General features: G+C 34.6%; 16 protein-coding genes, 1 tRNA gene and 1 rRNA gene (1 of these 18 running past the window's edge). 9 read left to right on the top strand and 9 right to left on the bottom strand.

Annotated features, from left to right (window positions below; genetic code table 11):
- A tRNA-Ile gene (locus tag J0383_RS15845) sits at nucleotides 1-43 on the bottom strand; it reaches 31 nt to the left of the window's first position.
- Between the two features lie 126 nt (nucleotides 44-169).
- Nucleotides 170-1,683, bottom strand: a 16S ribosomal RNA gene (locus J0383_RS15840).
- A gap of 1,035 nt (nucleotides 1,684-2,718) precedes the next feature.
- Between J0383_RS15840 and thrS the strand changes: the two genes are divergently transcribed.
- The 9 genes from thrS (at nucleotide 2,719) to J0383_RS15795 (ending at nucleotide 10,491) form a co-directional block, all read left to right on the top strand.
- The gene (thrS, locus tag J0383_RS15835) at nucleotides 2,719-4,665 is read left to right on the top strand and encodes a threonine--tRNA ligase (RefSeq protein ID WP_207294963.1); all 1,947 of its coding nucleotides are present in this window, start codon (nucleotides 2,719-2,721) and stop codon (nucleotides 4,663-4,665) included.
- A 76-nt stretch (nucleotides 4,666-4,741) separates the two neighbouring features.
- Nucleotides 4,742-5,236, top strand: coding sequence for a translation initiation factor IF-3 (infC, locus tag J0383_RS15830; RefSeq protein ID WP_217654116.1), 495 nt, complete (start codon nucleotides 4,742-4,744; stop codon nucleotides 5,234-5,236).
- A 97-nt stretch (nucleotides 5,237-5,333) separates the two neighbouring features.
- Nucleotides 5,334-5,531, top strand: coding sequence for a 50S ribosomal protein L35 (rpmI, locus tag J0383_RS15825; RefSeq protein WP_011921545.1), 198 nt, complete (start codon nucleotides 5,334-5,336; stop codon nucleotides 5,529-5,531).
- A gap of 185 nt (nucleotides 5,532-5,716) precedes the next feature.
- On the top strand, nucleotides 5,717-6,061 hold the full coding sequence (gene rplT, locus J0383_RS15820) for a 50S ribosomal protein L20 (protein WP_008464948.1): 345 nt from the start codon (nucleotides 5,717-5,719) through the stop codon (nucleotides 6,059-6,061).
- Nucleotides 6,062-6,182: 121 nt separating this feature from the next.
- On the top strand, nucleotides 6,183-6,755 hold the full coding sequence (locus J0383_RS15815) for a Crp/Fnr family transcriptional regulator (protein ID WP_207294962.1): 573 nt from the start codon (nucleotides 6,183-6,185) through the stop codon (nucleotides 6,753-6,755).
- A 77-nt stretch (nucleotides 6,756-6,832) separates the two neighbouring features.
- Entirely contained in the window at nucleotides 6,833-7,267 is a 435-nt protein-coding gene (locus tag J0383_RS15810; RefSeq protein WP_207294961.1) for a carboxymuconolactone decarboxylase family protein, read from the top strand.
- Between the two features lie 171 nt (nucleotides 7,268-7,438).
- Nucleotides 7,439-8,530 carry a sensor histidine kinase gene (locus J0383_RS15805; RefSeq protein WP_207294960.1) on the top strand — a complete coding sequence of 364 codons (1,092 nt, stop codon included), beginning with the start codon at nucleotides 7,439-7,441 and terminating at the stop codon, nucleotides 8,528-8,530.
- Nucleotides 8,531-8,653: 123 nt separating this feature from the next.
- The gene (locus J0383_RS15800; RefSeq protein WP_207294959.1) at nucleotides 8,654-9,322 is read left to right on the top strand and encodes a response regulator transcription factor; all 669 of its coding nucleotides are present in this window, start codon (nucleotides 8,654-8,656) and stop codon (nucleotides 9,320-9,322) included.
- A 362-nt stretch (nucleotides 9,323-9,684) separates the two neighbouring features.
- Nucleotides 9,685-10,491: an endonuclease/exonuclease/phosphatase family protein gene (locus J0383_RS15795; protein WP_207294958.1), complete on the top strand. Its 807-nt coding sequence runs from the start codon at nucleotides 9,685-9,687 to the stop codon at nucleotides 10,489-10,491.
- A gap of 3 nt (nucleotides 10,492-10,494) precedes the next feature.
- On the opposite strand, the gene J0383_RS15790 is transcribed toward J0383_RS15795, so the two are convergent.
- The 7 genes from J0383_RS15790 to J0383_RS15760 all read right to left on the bottom strand — a co-directional run bounded on the left by J0383_RS15790 (nucleotide 10,495) and on the right by J0383_RS15760 (nucleotide 17,530).
- Nucleotides 10,495-11,754: an asparagine synthetase B gene (locus tag J0383_RS15790; RefSeq protein ID WP_207294957.1), complete on the bottom strand. Its 1,260-nt coding sequence runs from the start codon at nucleotides 11,752-11,754 to the stop codon at nucleotides 10,495-10,497.
- 340 nt (nucleotides 11,755-12,094) lie between these two features.
- On the bottom strand, nucleotides 12,095-12,763 hold the full coding sequence (locus tag J0383_RS15785; RefSeq protein ID WP_207294956.1) for a response regulator transcription factor: 669 nt from the start codon (nucleotides 12,761-12,763) through the stop codon (nucleotides 12,095-12,097).
- 112 nt (nucleotides 12,764-12,875) lie between these two features.
- Nucleotides 12,876-13,667, bottom strand: a complete 792-nt coding sequence (locus tag J0383_RS15780; protein ID WP_207294955.1) for a sensor histidine kinase — start codon at nucleotides 13,665-13,667, stop codon at nucleotides 12,876-12,878.
- A gap of 20 nt (nucleotides 13,668-13,687) precedes the next feature.
- Entirely contained in the window at nucleotides 13,688-14,320 is a 633-nt protein-coding gene (locus J0383_RS15775) for a hypothetical protein (RefSeq protein WP_207294954.1), read from the bottom strand.
- A gap of 19 nt (nucleotides 14,321-14,339) precedes the next feature.
- Nucleotides 14,340-14,708 (bottom strand): hypothetical protein, encoded by a 369-nt coding sequence (locus tag J0383_RS15770; RefSeq protein WP_207294953.1) that lies wholly within the window; start codon nucleotides 14,706-14,708, stop codon nucleotides 14,340-14,342.
- A 181-nt stretch (nucleotides 14,709-14,889) separates the two neighbouring features.
- Nucleotides 14,890-16,434, bottom strand: coding sequence for a replicative DNA helicase (gene dnaB / locus J0383_RS15765; RefSeq protein WP_207294952.1), 1,545 nt, complete (start codon nucleotides 16,432-16,434; stop codon nucleotides 14,890-14,892).
- Between the two features lie 142 nt (nucleotides 16,435-16,576).
- Nucleotides 16,577-17,530 (bottom strand): acetyl-CoA carboxylase carboxyltransferase subunit alpha, encoded by a 954-nt coding sequence (locus J0383_RS15760; RefSeq protein ID WP_207294951.1) that lies wholly within the window; start codon nucleotides 17,528-17,530, stop codon nucleotides 16,577-16,579.
- Between the last annotated feature and the right edge of the window lie 29 nt (nucleotides 17,531-17,559).

Genomic DNA, 17,559 nt, shown 5'->3' with positions numbered 1-17,559 from the left:
TACATTATCAGTGTAGTACTCTAACCAGCTGAGCTACGAGACTCTGTTTTACTTAATTCTTTTATCATTTTTTTAAATTAACAGCAAGAGTAATACAATCTTAAGATCCAGAACCTTAAGCGGGCATCTTATTTCCTGGGCGTGTCTCTGACTAACACCCAGGCTCTAGAAAGGAGGTGTTCCAGCCGCACCTTCCGGTACGGCTACCTTGTTACGACTTAGCCCTAGTTACCAGTTTTACCCTAGGCAGCTCCTTGCGGTCACCGACTTCAGGCACCCCCAGCTTCCATGGCTTGACGGGCGGTGTGTACAAGGCCCGGGAACGTATTCACCGGATCATGGCTGATATCCGATTACTAGCGATTCCAGCTTCACGGAGTCGAGTTGCAGACTCCGATCCGAACTGTGACCGGCTTTATAGATTCGCTCCTGGTCGCCCAGTGGCTGCTCTCTGTACCGGCCATTGTAGCACGTGTGTAGCCCAAGGCGTAAGGGCCGTGATGATTTGACGTCATCCCCACCTTCCTCACAGTTTGCACTGGCAGTCTTGTTAGAGTTCCCGACCTGACTCGCTGGCAACTAACAACAGGGGTTGCGCTCGTTATAGGACTTAACCTGACACCTCACGGCACGAGCTGACGACAACCATGCAGCACCTTGTAGACTGTCTTGCGAAAGATCTGTTTCCAAACCGGTCAGTCTGCATTTAAGCCTTGGTAAGGTTCCTCGCGTATCATCGAATTAAACCACATGCTCCACCGCTTGTGCGGGCCCCCGTCAATTCCTTTGAGTTTCAAACTTGCGTTCGTACTCCCCAGGTGGGATACTTATCACTTTCGCTTAGCCACTGAAGTCGCCCCCAGCAGCTAGTATCCATCGTTTACGGCGTGGACTACCAGGGTATCTAATCCTGTTCGCTCCCCACGCTTTCGTCCATCAGCGTCAATCCACCGGTAGTAACCTGCCTTCGCAATTGGTATTCCATGTAATATCTAAGCATTTCACCGCTACACTACATATTCTAGTTACTTCCCGGTAATTCAAGTCCTGCAGTATCAATGGCCGTTCCACCGTTGAGCGATGGGCTTTCACCACTGACTTACAAGACCGCCTACAGACCCTTTAAACCCAATGATTCCGGATAACGCTTGGATCCTCCGTATTACCGCGGCTGCTGGCACGGAGTTAGCCGATCCTTATTCTTACGGTACCGTCAGGCTGATTCACGAATCAGTGTTTCTTCCCGTACAAAAGCAGTTTACAATCCATAGGACCGTCATCCTGCACGCGGCATGGCTGGTTCAGGCTTGCGCCCATTGACCAATATTCCTCACTGCTGCCTCCCGTAGGAGTCTGGTCCGTGTCTCAGTACCAGTGTGGGGGATCTCCCTCTCAGGACCCCTACCCATCGTCGCCTTGGTAAGCCGTTACCTTACCAACAAGCTAATGGGACGCATGCTCATCTTCCACCGTTGTGACTTTAATTACCGGATGATGCCATCCTGTAATACTATGAGGTATTAATCCAAATTTCTCTGGGCTATCCCTCTGTGGAAGGCAGATTGCATACGCGTTACGCACCCGTGCGCCGGTCTCAAGGCCCGAAAGCCCCTACCCCTCGACTTGCATGTGTTAAGCCTGCCGCTAGCGTTCATCCTGAGCCAGGATCAAACTCTTCATCGTATATTTTTTATATTATAATTCGATGCTTACTATCGGTTCTTTTCGAATCTTACCGATTCTATTACCCTTATTTTATCTGTTCTGATTTTCATCAGAACGGCTGTCAATTCAATATGTCTACGAACGTTTTTCTTTTCTTTTCCGCTTGTCTCTCAAAGCGGGTGCAAAACTAAAACTTCTTTTTAAAACCTGCAAGAAAAATTTAAAAAAATTTTGAAACTTTTTTTTTCGTCCCTTATTCCTAAATTCTCTGCCGGTATTTCAATGAACTTTCCGTGTTTTGCGGGGTGCAAATGTAAAAAGCTTTTTCAATTCCCGCAAGCTTTTTTTGAACTTTTTTCGAAAATTTCTTTTCCTTCCAATTCAAATGCCTGCCGGTATTTCTAAGAGCGTTTCGCTGATGCGGGTGCAAAAGTAGAACCTTTATTTACATTTACAAGACTTTTTTTTACATTTTTTCCATCTTTTTTCGATGTTTTTCTTAACCCGCTGGCAGAAGTGCTTTTACATTTTGATTATTTTTAATTTCCTGTGGGGTTTTTCTGAACCTGACTGCCTTTTTCTTATTTTACCCATCGTTTAGATTGTCATTTCTGAGGATTTTTTATTCTTTACAGCCGTTTTCCGCTCTTTATTATGGTTTTGAAAACATCTGTTTCTAAAAACTTTCTTCTGGAAACTGGATTTCCAGCTCCGGCAGCAGCGGGAATCCTTTTTATGGCGGGGTCTGCCCTAAAAAGACTGCTGCGCACAGCGGGAATAAACTCATGATTAAATTCCAATTTTAGAAATTCCAAATTCCAAAACTGTATCGCTTCGCTGCGCTCAGCCGGACAAGCTGTACTTATTTATATATTATATATATGTATAAAAACAAATCCCGGCAGGTTTTAAAAACCTGCCGGGTCTGAAATGAAAATTACTCTTATATATAGTAGAAGAAAAACCGTAACCTATATTATAAAGTAAACTTGTACATATATATTGTATGTATTTCTGTAATCACCTATATTTGCATTCACAAAATTATAAACAATGATCAAGATTACTTTACCCGATGGGTCAATTAGAGAGTTCGCTACAGGCGTAACTCCAATGGAGGTCGCTAAAAACATTAGCGAAGGTTTTGCTAGAAACGTGATTTCAGCATCTTTTAATGGTACAACTATTGAAACCGAAACTCCATTAACGACCGACGGTAATCTTATACTATATACTTGGAATGATGCGGAAGGCAAAAAAGCTTTCTGGCACTCAACTTCGCACGTAATGGCTCAGGCTCTTGAGGAATTGTATCCTGGAATTAAATTAACTCTTGGACCTGCAATTGCTAATGGTTTCTATTATGATGTAGATTTTGGAGATCAGAAGATTTCTGAAGCTGACTTTAAAAAGATTGAGGATCGTATTCTAGAAATTTCAAGAGAAAAACACGATTTTAAAATGCGCCCTGTAACTAAAGCGGAAGCTTTAGAGATGTATAAAGATAATGTTTACAAGACTGAATTGATTTCTAATCTTGAAGATGGAACTATTACTTTCTGCGATCATTCTACTTTTACTGATTTATGCCGAGGTGGACATATTCCGAATACTGGGATTATCAAAGCTGTAAAAATCATGAGTGTGGCTGGTGCTTACTGGAGAGGTGACGAGAAAAACAAACAGCTGACTCGTGTTTACGGAACTTCTTTCCCTAAACAAAAAGATTTAACTGAATACCTTGAACTTCTTGAAGAAGCAAAACGTCGTGATCACCGTAAATTAGGAAAAGAGCTTGAATTGTTTGCTTTCTCTCAAAAAGTTGGCCAAGGTTTGCCTTTGTGGCTGCCAAAAGGTGCCGCCTTAAGAGATCGCTTAGAGCAATTTCTAAAAAGAGCTCAAAAGAAAGCGGGTTACGAGCAAGTTGTTAGCCCACATATTGGTCAGAAAGAATTGTATGTAACTTCTGGTCACTATGCTAAATATGGAGCAGATAGTTTCCAACCAATTCATACTCCAGCAGAAGGTGAAGAGTTTTTATTAAAACCAATGAACTGTCCTCACCACTGTGAGATTTATAATGTAAGACCTTGGTCATATAAAGATTTACCAAAGCGTTATGCTGAATTTGGTACTGTATATAGATATGAGCAATCTGGAGAATTACATGGTTTAACTCGTGTTAGAGGGTTTACACAGGATGATGCACACATTTTCTGTACTCCAGAGCAATTGGATGAGGAATTCAAAAAAGTAATTGACCTTGTATTATATGTATTTGGTTCTTTAGGTTTTGAAAACTTCACGGCTCAAATTTCATTAAGAGATCAGGAAGACAGAGAAAAATACATTGGAACTGATGAAAATTGGGAAAAGGCTGAAAATGCAATTATCAACGCCGCAAAAGACAAAGGTTTAAATACTGTGGTTGAATATGGCGAAGCTGCTTTCTATGGTCCGAAACTTGATTTCATGGTTAAAGATGCTTTAGGAAGACAATGGCAATTAGGAACTATTCAGGTGGATTACAACTTACCTGAGCGCTTTGAATTAACTTACAAAGGTGCTGATAATGAATTACATCGCCCTGTTATGATTCACAGAGCTCCTTTTGGATCTATGGAACGTTTTATAGCAATTTTACTTGAGCATACAGCAGGAAATTTCCCACTTTGGCTAATGCCTGAGCAGGCTATTATCTTGTCTTTGAGCGAGAAATACGAAAATTATGCTAAAAAAGTTTTAGATTTGCTAGAAAATCACGAAATTCGCGCCCTAATTGATAACCGAAATGAAACTATCGGTAAGAAAATTAGAGATGCAGAAATGCAGAAAATTCCATTTATGCTTATCGTTGGTGAAGAAGAAGAGAAAAACGGTACGATTTCTATTCGTCGTCACGGACAGGAAGGAAAAGGAAATATAACAGTCTCTATCGAAGAGTTCGCTTCGATTGTAGACGAAGAAATAAAAAAGACATTAAAAGTATTTACAGTTTAACTTAAATTAGAAAGTCATAGCAATAAAAAGTAACAGAGGTTTTCAACCTCGAGTAGAGAAAAAAGATGCACACAGAATAAACAATCTTATTCGTGTTCCTGAAGTACGTCTTGTTGGTGAAAACATTGAACCTGGGGTTTTTAAAATCGCTGATGCGTTACGTTTAGCTGACCAATTTGAATTGGATTTAGTTGAAATTTCGCCAAATGCAGAACCACCGGTTTGTAAAATCATGGATTACAAGAAATTTGTTTACGAACAAAAGAAGCGTGATAAGGCATTAAAAGCTAAATCGTCTCAGGTTGTAGTAAAAGAAATTCGTTTTGGTCCTCAAACAGATGAACATGATTATGAATTTAAAAGAAAAAATGCTGAAAAGTTCCTAAAAGAAGGTGCTAAATTAAAAGCATTCGTTTTCTTTAAAGGCCGTTCAATCATCTATAAAGATCAAGGGCAGATTTTATTATTACGTCTTGCAACAGATTTAGAAGAATATGGTAAAGTTGAGGCTATGCCAGTTCTTGAAGGAAAGAGAATGATTATGTTCATTGCTCCGAAGAAGAAAAAATAGTTTCAGTTTGCAGTTTCAGTATTCAGTTTTGAACCTGAAACTGTAAACTTGAAACAAAAATATAAGTAAGTAAGAATAAATTAAAACACTAGGAAAAATGCCTAAAATGAAAACTAAATCTAGCGCTAAGAAACGTTTTAAAGTTACTGGCTCTGGAAAGATTAAAAGAAAGCATGCTTTTAAAAGTCACATCTTGACTAAAAAATCTAAAAAACGTAAATTAGCTTTGACACACTCAGCGCTAGTTCACAAAACTGATGAGAAAAGCATCAAACAACAATTAAGAATTATCTAATTATAAGTCAAAAGTTGAAAGTCATAAAGTTTAAAAGTCAGTAACTGACTTTAGACATTTGACTTTAGGACATTAGACTAAAAGATTTTCTTTAGGTTAAAAAATTATTTATATAACCTTGGAGTATGGCCATTAAGTTCCTTTGATTCAATTCAGGACGCCTGCTACAAAAACACATTAAAATTATGCCAAGATCGGTAAATTCAGTTGCTAAAAGAGCAAGAAGAAAAAAAATAATGAAGCAAGCCAAAGGTTTCTTTGGAAGACGTAAAAACGTTTGGACAGTTGCTAAGAACGCGGTAGAGAAAGCGATGAGCTACGCTTACCGTGATAGAAAACAGAATAAAAGAAACTTCCGTTCATTATGGATTCAACGTATTAACGCTGGAGCTAGATTAGAAGGAATGTCTTATTCTCAATTCATGGGAAAAGTTAAAGCTAACGGAATCGAATTGAACCGTAAAGTTCTTGCAGATTTAGCTATGAACCACCCAGAAGCTTTCAAAGCAATACTTAATAAAGTAAAATAAACGTTTTATAAACTCAATTTAGATTTTACTTACTTATCATAAAAAAACCATTCGTTCTCACGAGTGGTTTTTTGCTTTTACAGCTAATCTGATTTATCTTTAAAACATAATTTAAACATCTATGATTACTGCACTTTTAAATCATATACAAAAGTTTGTTTCATTAGAACCTGAAGAAATAGATCTTTTGGAATCGAGTATTCTTTCATCAAAAGTAAAAAAGAAAGATCATTTGCTAAAAGAAGGCCAGATTTGCCATACGATGTACTTCATCGCAAAAGGTTGTGCCAGACAGTATATAATTAATTCAAAAGGTATTGAACAAACCTTGCAATTTGGTATAGAAAACTGGTGGATGACTGATTATATAAGTTATCATAATAATGTTCCTTCACACTTTTATATCCAGGCAGTGGAAAATTGCGAAATCGTTGTGCTAGAAAAAAATGTTCTAGAATCTATTTTAGTACAGATTCCTAAATTGGAAAGGTATTTCCGTATTGTTTCCCAGAAATCATTTGGAGCTGCACAAATGCGTATTAAGTTTTTGTTTACGATGTCGGCAGAAGAAAGATATAATCATTTTAAAAACCAACAACCAGATTTCGTACAACGTGTTCCTCAATATATGCTTGCCTCCTATCTGGATTTTTCTGCAGAATTTATGAGTAAAATCAGAGCGGGAAAGGTCTGATTACATTTCTTGAAGTAGTTCAAGTTTTTAAGAGTATACATTACTGACCTTTGTAATGAACTTTTAAAACAATAAAAATGAAACCGAGAATCGTTATTCCGCAAGCAGCTCCAGAAGCTTATCAAGCGTTAGTAAATTTAGAAAAATATATTTCTTCTACATCATTAACTCCAGAACATAAAGAATTAATCAAAATTCGTGCTTCACAAATTAATGGCTGCGCTTACTGCATTAACATGCATACAGCTGATGCTAGAAAATATGGTATTACCGAACAAAGAATATACTTAATTAGCGCATGGCGTGAAGCTGATGTTTACACTGAAGAAGAAAAAGCAATTTTAGCGTTAACTGAACAAGTAACTTTAATCCCTAATCATGTTAGTGATGAAGTTTATCAAAATGCAGCGAGTTTATTTGATGATAAATATCTGGCAGAAATTATACTTGCCATTATCACAATTAACTCTTGGAACAGACTTGCCATTACAACAGGATTAAGAGCTGTATAATTTTTTATAAAGATTTTTTGTATGAAATTTTACTAAAGCAAAAACCCTCTCTTCAGAGGGTTTCTTTGTATATAGCTGTAAATGAGAATTAGGAAAAAAGTTTTTTGGCTCTTTTTGAAAATACCGTATTTATACGCTATGCCAGGAATCTGTAATTTTTATTTTTGGTTCATGATTCCGAAATACCAGTTTCTTTTTCTCTATTTAATTCTAATTTTTGTAATTGTTTTTTCTTGTCAGGAAGCCGCTTTTACAAAAAGTAAACCGGATATTTCAACGTATTCAATTTCTGAAAACAGCATTGAAAACGTTTCTTCTCAATCTATAAATTCCGACTCAAGATCAGAAGATTTTATAAAACTACAAAACGAGCTGATTTCATTAAAGCTATTAATAAATAATAGCAAGGACAACGAATTTAAAGAGAACGTACTTAGGTATATGAAATTAAATGACAGTATCAATAAAGTACAATTAAAAGAATACAACCAATTAGCTGCTAAATCAAATTCGAAAGCATTTAATCTAAAACTAGCCGCTTATAAAACGGAAAATGAACTTCAGCTTGAAAGGCAAAGAAACCGCACCATTACTTCTTATATCATAATTGGCTTTACGCTTAGTTTGGTTTTAGCCTTATACTTTTATTTTAGATCAAGGACTAATAAGGAAAAAATTGAAGCTGCTTATCAAAGCGAAATCAGAATTGCTAAAAAACTGCATGATGAACTGGCCAATGATATTTTCCACACTATGGCTTTCGCCGAAAACAAAAATCTTTCGGAAGTAGAAAACAAGGAACATCTTTTAAACAATCTCGAGGCGATTTATACAAGAACGAGAGATATTTCTAAAGAAAACAGTTTGGTGGTAACCAATGAAAAATTCGTGATTTATTTAAAAGAAATGATTTCGGGATTTAACACCTCAAATATTAATCTTCTAATAAATGGTCTCGATTCTATTTCTTGGAATCGTATAGAGAAAAATAAAAAAATTACGGTTTACAGGGTTCTTCAAGAGCTGTTGGTAAACATGAAAAAACACAGTCAGGCAACGTTAGCAGGCATCAATTTCAAGGAAGTCAATAAGAAAATCATGATTACTTATACGGATAATGGAAAAGGTGTTGCGATACAAGATTTAAGATACAATAACGGTCTTCAGAGTGTAGAAAACCGTATTCAGAATATACGGGGAGAAATCATTATCGATACCAATCCGGGGAATGGATTTAAGTTGTCTTTTAAATTCCCTTCATAAAAGATTAAAGCATTCCAGAATTCTTAAAATATGGAAAACCGTAAAGAAAGCGTACAGGAACTGCTAATTTTGATTTAATAAAACCCTTAAAATAAATTTTACTTTAGGTTATAATACAATTCTATGTTTAAAAAAGTTTTAGTTGCAGAAGATTTAGACAGTATCAGTTTGTCAATAGTTCAGGTTTTGGAAGAATTAGAAATCCCTGTAATTGATCACGTAAAATATTGTGACGATGGAATACTAAAAATAAAAAAGGCTTTACATGAAAAAGATCCTTATGATTTACTAATTACTGATTTATCTTTTAAAAATGATCATCGAAAAACTAATCTTTTAAATGGCGATCAACTTATCGAGGCAGTTAATGAAGTACAGCCAAAGATTAAAAAACTGGTTTTTTCTATTGAGGACAAATCATACCGCATCAAAAATCTTTTTAATGATTTAGGAGTTAATGCTTATGTTTCAAAAGGAAGAAATAGTATTGATGAACTGAAAGTTGCATTAAAAAGAACTTTTAACAATGAAGAAAGAATTCTTTCTTCCGATCTAGATTTCAACTTTAATGATAAATCCTTATTGGAAATTGAGCAATATGATATATATATTTTACAGCTTTTGGCAAAAGGATATATTTTAGAAAGCATTGCTAAAGAATTTAGAGAACGTTCGATTGTACCCAATGGCACAAGCAGTATCGAAAAAAGAATCAACAAGCTAAAAATATATTTTAAAGCAAACAACAATGTACATTTAATTGCTATCGCCAAAGACTTTGGTTTAGTTTAATTCTGAACAAATATTTATTGTGCTTATGAAACCAAAATACAAATTTAATTTCTCTAAAATCAACACTTCAAACAATAAGATTATTTTGAAAACCGTATTTCTTTGTCTTTTTCTATCCATAAGTTTCGCATTTGTTTCTGAAAAATCAGGCTGGCTTGAGGTTGAGTGGAAAATTGTTTTTATTCCAACTCTTCTCGTGTTACAAATTATAATTATATCTACTGCACTCAAAAACAGATATAAAAAACATTAAAAAAGCACTCCTAATTCCCTTTAAATATTTGTCGGTTTTATCTTAAAAAAAAACAATAATTTCTCCTGAGATAAAATCAAGAATTCATATATTTGACTTTTACCATTACATGAAAAACATTACAGGTTATTTGCTTTTACTGCTCATCACATTCCAGTCTTTTTCTCAAGTCAAAATTATTTCGTGGAATGTCGAAAATCTTGGAAAGTCAAAATCTCAATCTACTTTAAATTTTATTGCCAATACCGTTAATAATTATGATGTAATAGCCATACAAGAGGTTGTTGCTGGTTACGGAGGAGCTCAAGCTGTGGCACAACTTGTCAATTTACTCAATCAGAAAGGAACTAAATGGGATTACAGGATTAGTGATCCTACAAGCGGAAACAGTTATAAAAGGGAGCGATATGCTTTTATTTGGAAAACGAATAAAGTAAAACTTAAAGGTGATGCCTGGCTGGAGAAAAAATACAATCTCGAAATTGACCGTGAACCTTATTTTGCCACATTTGAAACTAATAAAAAGAATTTTACTTTGGTTAATTTTCATGCTATTACCAAAAGTAAACAACCTGAAACTGAAATTAAATATTTCAAATTTCTTCCAGCTGAATATCCAGATCTTAATTTAGTTTTTGCAGGAGATTTTAACTGTCCGGAATCGCATACCGTTTTTAATCCATTGAAAAAAATGGGGTATTCTTCTATGTTGAAAAAAGAAAAAACGACTTTAAAACAAAAATGTAAAGAAGATAATTGCCTCGCTTCTGAATTCGACAACATATTTTACAAGCCAAATACATTAAAACACATCAATTCGGGAACTATTTTATTCTATAAAAAGTTCGAATCTTTACAAGAAGCGAGAAAAATTTCAGACCATATTCCTATTTGGTTTGAATTTTCTTTGAACTAGATCTTATGTTTTTAGCTTTTTCTTTTTCGCTGCTGGAAATAAAACGTTATTTAAAATCAAACGATAACCTGGAGAATTAGGATGTAAGTCTAAAACTGTTGGCGGGTCGCCCACTTGATGTTGATAATCTTCAGGATCATGACCTCCAAAAAAGGTAAACATTCCTTTTCCTTTTTCGCCATGAATATATCTTGCTTCACCGTTTAATTCGCAAGTCCCCATCACTAAAACATTCGATTTTACAAGTGTTTCATTAAAAGAAGTAGTCTGCCCCATAAATCCTTTTACCAATTGTGTATGATTTTGACACAACATACTTGGAATTGGATCCCATTTTGCAGAATATTCCATCAATGTAAAATAGTCTTTTTCCATAGGAACTCTTCTTTTCCCAGTCATATCAATATCAGAGAATTCATAAACTTCAGGTCTTCTTTCTAAAATAAAATCTTTAAATGCAAAGGAATTCGAATAGTTTAATTTGGATTGATAATTGGATTCACTCGGATCGCCATCAAACATCGTTTCACAAATATCGACACCATCTGCTGCCAAAGCTATATCAAAACTATCTGTTGCAGAGCACATAGCAAACATAAATCCGCCGCCAATAACAAAATCACGTATTTTTTTTGCAACAGCACCTTTTTCTTCTGAAACTTTTGAATATCCTAATTTTGCGGCCAAAGCTTCAGCATCCTTCTTCTGTTCAATGTACCAAGGAGTATTTTTGTAAGCTGCATAAAATTTTCCATATTGTCCTGTAAAATCTTCGTGATGAAGATGAAGCCAATCATAAAGCAATAATTGATCACTTAAAACTTCTTCATCGTATATAGGTGTAAACGGAATTTCGGCATACGTTAATACTAAGGTTACAGCATCATCCCATGGTTGTTTTCCTTTTGGAGTATAAACCGCAATTTTGGGGGCTTTTTCAAGAATTACAGATTCCATATTTTGTGAAGGACTCGAAATATCATTTAAAATCGATGCTTCTTCACTATCCGACAATACTTCAAAACTCACTCCGCGAATTTTGCATTCTCTGCGAATTTCATCTGCATCAGGCAATAAAAATGAACCGCCTCTGTAATTAAGAAGCCAGCTTGCTTTATAATCGCGGCTCAAACACCAGTAGGTAATTCCGTATGCTTTTAAGTGATTTTGCTGTGTGGTTTCATCCATTGGAAGCAATAGAAACGATGCTTTAACATTAAATGATAACAGCAGTATAAAAATGCAGACTAAACTTTTTCTCATCAGAAAATTATTTTAGTAAAGATATAAAGGAAGGAGCCAAAAACCCAATAGAATAAGAGGATTTATGACTAAACAAAACGTTAAATAGATTAAAACGCTTACTTTGCTTGTTAATTTTATAAAAAACAGGTAAAAATACGTAAACTATAGAAAGATTTTCTGCCTAAATTTGAAATCCTGAATCGGAATACTAATCGAGGAAAAACCACAATTATGAAACTTAACCAAAGTAAAGACCAGCAAAAAGGATTAAACATTATGCAAAAAATAGGTATTGGGGTACTTATTATTACAATCGTTTTTTATTATGTTCTATCAATTCAGTTTTTGACAAGCTAAATTACAATGTTAAAACTGCAATTTCGTTCTGAATAGCATACACAACCAAACCGGCAATATTTCTGGATTCAGTTTTTAGCAATAAATTATTACGATGTCCTTCTACAGTTCGCGGACTCAAGAAGAGATGTTCTGCAATTTCTGAAGTTGTTTTTTGCTTACAAATAAGCTGTAAAATTTCAATTTCGCGTGGAGAAAGAAAACTGGTTTCCAGATTGCCTTTTGTTGAATTTTTTGAAGAAACAATCGTTTCCTGAATTGTTTTCAAAACACTTTCGTTGTAATAAAAACCTTTTTTATTGACTTCATTGATTGTTTTGATCAAATCTTTTGGAGTAGTATTTTTTATTAAATACGCCACAGCTCCAACTTGAATCATATTGGCAATAAAAGATTTAGTATCATAACTCGTTAAAGCTATAATTTTTATATCGGGATATGATTTTCTGATAATTTTTGTGGCTTCAACGCCATTAAGAATCGGCATTTTTAAATCCATAATGATAATATCGGGTTTTACCTCGCTATTATCCAATTTGGTAATGAGTTCTTCTCCGTTTGAGGCTTCAAAAATAATCTCAATATTTTCCTCTCTCTGCAATAAAAAAGCTATTCCTTTCCGGAACAAAACTTCGTCATCGACTAAAGCAATTTTGATCAGGGCATTCATTTTTTTTTGTTTTTGGTCGTTTTGGTTTACCGAAAGTACAAAATATGAATTAATAAAAATGAAATAACCTTATTTTATTGATGTTAAAGAGCGATTATTTCCTGTTTTTATCTTAAAAAGTAAAATTTACCGCAATGCCTTTGCCTATTTGTGAGTCAAATTTAATGGTTCCGTTTAAAAAAGATACTCGGCTGTCTATGTTTTTCATTCCCAGACCTTTTTGGTTTTCGAGGTTACTGCTGTCAAAACCAATCCCATTATCTTCATAATGACAGGTATTGGTTCCATTGTCATTTGTAAAAGCAATCCATATTTCGCTTGCTTTTCCATGACGAAGCGAATTATTCATCAATTCTTGCAGTATTCTGAAAATATGCAAGTGGCGATCTATATCTTTCTGATCAAAATCAATTTCGTTTTTATAATGCGTTTTTACTGATTTACTACTTTCAAATTCTTCACACAATTCTTCAACTCCAGCATTTAATCCAAATTTTTCAAAAACAGGCGGAAGTAAATTATGGGCAATTTTTCTGGAATTTTCCAACGCTTTTGCTGTTAAATTAATGATGTTCTCAGTAATTTCATTGGTTTCGTCGGTTGTTAAATTTGGAGCAGAAAGCAAATGAGTGTTTAGCGAAACGATATTTAATTTTGAACTAATATCATCATGTAAATCTTGTGCTATACGTTTACGTTCTTCTTCTTGAGTTACAATAATCGCATGAAGCTGTTCCTTTTGGTATTGTAATATCAAATCTTTCTTTTCAAGTTCTTTTTGAATAATTTTTTTTCTTGAGAAATAGAAAAATATAATCAATATGATGGCAACTATTATTAAAAACAGTGAAATGTAGAGAATTATAGCGACAAGTTCTTTTTCTGGAATTGAATGAGTAGTCATATTGCAATAAGAGGATCGTATTAAGTTAGTAGGGTCTTTTTGAAAAAACTTTTTATCCAATCATATAATATAAAGAGTTGATAAATGACCATTAAAAAAGCATTTAGTTTCCAGCTTAAGTACTTTAGATCATCACTAAGCCCTAAAGAAAGGTTTCCTATTATAAACAAAACAGTGCTTGCCAATAAATAAATCACAATACCAACAGTAACGTAATAATAGGTTTTAGTTTCTGTAAGCATATTGTAAAAATGAAGCAAGGCAAAAACCACAATAAGAAGTGATGTAAAAGTGATTTCGAACAAATTAAATTTAAAAAACTCTGCAGAATCTATAATAAGCTGTGTTGTTAACACTAATAATCCAACAGCTAAACAAGATTTTACGAATATCTTTTGGCTTTTAATCTGCATTAATGAATTGTAAAACATTCCCAGTAATATCATTTGTCCAATAAAAAATAGATTTACAACTATTAAATTTTTAATTCCCAAATGATATAACAGTTCCATAGAAAACTGCATTGTAAATGAAAAAGCCAAATAACACACAAAAAAAACATTAGCTTTTTCCTTTCGGAAAAAGCTATATGAATAGAGTATTAGATTTAATAATAAAATCAAATAACCTGAATATATTAAAAAATCATCCATTTTTTAGATACATAAAAAATCAATATGGCGGACTAGGGCGTGTACCGTCATATACTACTTCTTCAGCCTCTTCCCCAGCTCTGGCACTTATACCGTTTGAAGCACCAACTCCGTAAACATCAATGTATTTACCTGCGTCATCTTTTTCTGCTCCTACAAAAAATAAGTTTTTTTCGCCTTCATCGTTTATACCTAAATAGGCACGAACGGCTGTGGTCTCTAGTTTTAAAACATTTTCTAAAGTTTCTCTAGGAATTAGAAATCCTTTTACTTTTTGAACCCCTCTGGCAGTTTCAATGGTACTGACACTTTCGTCGTATCTTTTTTCCCATTCTTTAGCAATAGACAATGGAACTTTAATAGGTCCTGGAAAGATTTCTTCACTCATAGTTTTAAAGAATTTAAAAGTTAGTTAATTGTTTATGGTCTTGCTAAACTACCGAATTAATTTTTATGTAAGAAATATTATTCTGTAAATTATGCCAATATTCTAATAAAAGTTAAACAAAAAAAAGTCTTTGTAAGAACGTATTTACAAAGACTTTTTTAGAAATTAATTTTATTTGGAATTAAAACGGAACATCGCTGTCATCGTCGTCATCATTTAGGTTACTGCCGAAAGCTTCATTTGCAGAAGGCAGATTTTTAGTGATAAACGGATTGTCATCGTGATTCATTTTAGATGGAAGATCATCATAACCTCCTGTAAATTCTTCTAAGTTGTCGAACTTTCCTAAATGACCTAAGAATTTCAAACGTATATTTTCAAGTCCACCGTTACGGTGTTTGGCTATAATAAACTCTGCCTGACCTGTTGTTGATGATTGTTCATCATCATCCCATTCTTCAATTTTATAATATTCTGGACGATAAATAAACGATACAATATCGGCATCCTGCTCAATCGCTCCAGATTCACGAAGATCCGAAAGAAGCGGACGTTTACTAGATCCACGGGTTTCAACAGCACGGGATAACTGTGAAAGTGCAATTACTGGTACGTTTAACTCTTTTGCCAATGCTTTTAGGTTTCGCGAAATAGTCGAGATTTCCTGCTCACGGTTTCCTCCTCCTTTACCACTACCTCCCGCAGTCATTAACTGCAAGTAGTCAATAATGATTAATTTAATTCCGTGCTGTGATGCCAAACGACGGCATTTTGCACGTAAGTCGAAAATTGAAAGCGATGGCGTATCATCAATAAATAATGGTGCTTTTTCTAAATCTTTTACTTTAGTACTCAGCTGTTCCCATTCGTGTTTTTCTAATTTACCAGTTCTTAATTTTTCCGAAGACAATCCAGTTTCAGAAGAAATAAGCCTTGTAATTAACTGAACAGATGCCATCTCAAGAGAAAAAATCGCTACCGCATGTCCAAACTGAATACTAACATTTCGCGCCATCGAAAGTACGAATGCTGTTTTACCCATACCCGGACGTGCCGCAATAATAATCAAATCCGAAGGCTGCCATCCTGAAGTTACTTCATCTAATTTTTCAAATCCGGTGGCAATACCACTCAAACCTTCTTTACCGGCAATTTCTTCAATACGTTTTTTGGCTTGAAGAACCAAACTCTGTGCTGTTTCAGAACTACGCTTGATATTTCCTTGTGTTACTTCATACAACTTGGATTCAGCTTTATCTAGCAAATCGAAAACGTCTGTTGTTTCATCATACGATTCTTCGATAATTTCCGAAGAAATTCGAATCAAACTTCTTTGAATAAATTTTTGAAGAATAATACGTGAGTGAAACTCAATGTGTGCAGAAGAAGCGATCTTCTGTGTAAGCTGAATTAAATAAAAATCACCTCCAGCCAAATCCAGCTTTCCGTTTTTCTTTAACTGAGTCGAAACAGTCAAAATATCAATTGGCTGTGTTTCGGTAAAGAGCTGTAAGATTGCTTCAAAAATATGCTTATGTGCATCTTTGTAAAAAGCATCGGGCTGTAAAATATCAATTACATCATCTACTCCCTTTTTATCAATCATCATCGCTCCAAGCACGGCTTCTTCTAAGTCAATTACTTGAGGAGGAAGCTTACCTTTTTCGAGATTAATAATAGTGGTTTTATCTACCTTTACAGGGTTTACATTTTTGAAATTTTCCATATAGCGAAAGTAACAAAATTTAAAAAAATAATGTCAGCTAGTTATAACTATTATATTGTTTATAAATTCATTCAGGTTGTTCATAACCAAAAAAAAATCCGAAACCGCAGGGCTTCGGATCTTTTAATCATATCTTATGAATTTACTCTTTAAACTCGCCCATATTACTGTATTTGTCCATTCTTTGGGCAATTAACTGGGCTGTTGATAAGTCTTTTAATTCATTATATCCTTTAGTAATATATTCCGCTACGGTTTTAAAAGTAGTTTCTCTGTCATAATGTGCTCCACCAAGTGGTTCAGGAATTACGTCATCAACTAATTTTTGCTTTTTCATGTCAGATGAAGTCAGTTTTAAAGCTTCAGCAGCACGTTCTTTGTACTCCCAGCTTTTCCATAAAATTGACGAACATGATTCTGGAGAAATTACAGAATACCAAGTGTTTTCTAACATATAAACTTTGTCTCCAACACCAATTCCTAATGCTCCACCTGAAGCTCCTTCACCTACGATAATCGTAATGATTGGTACTTGCAGACGAACCATTTCGAAGATGTTTCTTGCGATTGCTTCTCCCTGCCCTCTTTCTTCTGCTTCAAGTCCTGGATATGCACCTGGAGTATCTACTAAAGTAAGAACTGGAATTCCGAATTTCTCTGCCATTTTCATTAAACGCAAAGCCTTACGGTATCCTTCTGGATTTGCCATACCGAAATTACGGTATTGACGTGTTTTTGTATTATATCCTTTTTGCTGACCAACGATCATAAACGACTGTCCGTTTACTTTTCCAAGTCCGCCTACCATAGCTTTATCATCTTTAAAACCTCTGTCTCCGTGAAGTTCTAAGAAAGTATCTCCACAGATCGCTTTAATGTAATCTAAAGTATACGGTCTGTTTGGGTGTCTTGATAATTGTACACGCTGCCAAGCAGTAAGGTTTTTATATATATCTTTCTTAGTTTGCTCTAATTTCTTGTTGATTTCTTTACAAGTAGGTGTAACATCAACATCAGATTCTTTTCCAATTATGACACACTTTTCTAACTGTTCTTCAAGTTCTTTTATTGGAAGCTCAAAATCTAAATATTCCATGGATTTTTGAATTTTGTTTTTAAATCGAA

Source organism: Flavobacterium endoglycinae, from assembly GCF_017352115.1.
In the GTDB taxonomy this organism is placed as follows: Bacteria; Bacteroidota; Bacteroidia; order Flavobacteriales; family Flavobacteriaceae; genus Flavobacterium; species Flavobacterium endoglycinae.
This window is presented reverse-complemented; position numbering and strand designations above follow the sequence as displayed.

Coding starts and splice junctions, on each gene's coding strand:
- thrS (WP_207294963.1), top strand. CDS start 2,719: ATGATCAAGATTACTTTACCCGATGGGTCAATTAGAGAGTTCGCTACA.
- rpmI (WP_011921545.1), top strand. CDS start 5,334: ATGCCTAAAATGAAAACTAAATCTAGCGCTAAGAAACGTTTTAAAGTT.
- rplT (WP_008464948.1), top strand. CDS start 5,717: ATGCCAAGATCGGTAAATTCAGTTGCTAAAAGAGCAAGAAGAAAAAAA.
- J0383_RS15815 (WP_207294962.1), top strand. CDS start 6,183: ATGATTACTGCACTTTTAAATCATATACAAAAGTTTGTTTCATTAGAA.
- J0383_RS15810 (WP_207294961.1), top strand. CDS start 6,833: ATGAAACCGAGAATCGTTATTCCGCAAGCAGCTCCAGAAGCTTATCAA.
- J0383_RS15805 (WP_207294960.1), top strand. CDS start 7,439: ATGATTCCGAAATACCAGTTTCTTTTTCTCTATTTAATTCTAATTTTT.
- J0383_RS15800 (WP_207294959.1), top strand. CDS start 8,654: ATGTTTAAAAAAGTTTTAGTTGCAGAAGATTTAGACAGTATCAGTTTG.
- J0383_RS15795 (WP_207294958.1), top strand. CDS start 9,685: ATGAAAAACATTACAGGTTATTTGCTTTTACTGCTCATCACATTCCAG.
- J0383_RS15790 (WP_207294957.1), bottom strand. CDS start 11,754: ATGAGAAAAAGTTTAGTCTGCATTTTTATACTGCTGTTATCATTTAAT.
- J0383_RS15785 (WP_207294956.1), bottom strand. CDS start 12,763: ATGAATGCCCTGATCAAAATTGCTTTAGTCGATGACGAAGTTTTGTTC.
- J0383_RS15780 (WP_207294955.1), bottom strand. CDS start 13,667: ATGACTACTCATTCAATTCCAGAAAAAGAACTTGTCGCTATAATTCTC.
- J0383_RS15775 (WP_207294954.1), bottom strand. CDS start 14,320: ATGGATGATTTTTTAATATATTCAGGTTATTTGATTTTATTATTAAAT.
- J0383_RS15770 (WP_207294953.1), bottom strand. CDS start 14,708: ATGAGTGAAGAAATCTTTCCAGGACCTATTAAAGTTCCATTGTCTATT.
- dnaB (WP_207294952.1), bottom strand. CDS start 16,434: ATGGAAAATTTCAAAAATGTAAACCCTGTAAAGGTAGATAAAACCACT.
- J0383_RS15760 (WP_207294951.1), bottom strand. CDS start 17,530: ATGGAATATTTAGATTTTGAGCTTCCAATAAAAGAACTTGAAGAACAG.